This window comes from Gilvimarinus gilvus (assembly GCF_030518155.1).
In the GTDB taxonomy this organism is placed as follows: Bacteria; Pseudomonadota; Gammaproteobacteria; order Pseudomonadales; family Cellvibrionaceae; genus Gilvimarinus; species Gilvimarinus gilvus.
Genome location: NZ_JAULRU010000674.1, coordinates 1 through 367, shown reverse-complemented (window position 1 = coordinate 367; position 367 = coordinate 1). Strand labels below are relative to the sequence as shown.

Genomic DNA, 367 nt, shown 5'->3' with positions numbered 1-367 from the left:
CTGATCCTGGAAGCCCTACCCAGACAGGCAATGGACGTGTTGCGCCGCTAGTAAGCGTGAAGCGGGCAAGCGGCGCAAATGACCAGGGTATGATGCTGAGCTCAAGATGATTAGACACCTGCTGCCAGCGCGAATTCTCGCTGGCTACACAAAGGTCGCATCACTGATGTTCCTGGCTGGTATGTCTTCGAACGTTTCTGGGTTTGAGATATATGGGTTTATACCCTATGACTACACAGTCAAGGGCGGGGAGGTTATTGAAGGCAGGCCTTCCAATGATTGGTTTGAGTCTTTAGGTATAAAGCCAGTAGACGTAGTCTATGAAAGGCGCATGATTGACGTTAATAAAGATATCATGGGGAAGAAA

General features: G+C 49.0%; 1 protein-coding gene. It reads left to right on the top strand.

Annotation, left to right across the window (positions count from 1 at the left end):
• Positions 1-106 precede the first annotated feature (106 nt).
• Positions 107-367 (top strand): hypothetical protein (locus QWI17_RS16765; protein WP_302723673.1); only part of this gene is annotated, 261 nt, incomplete at its 3' end.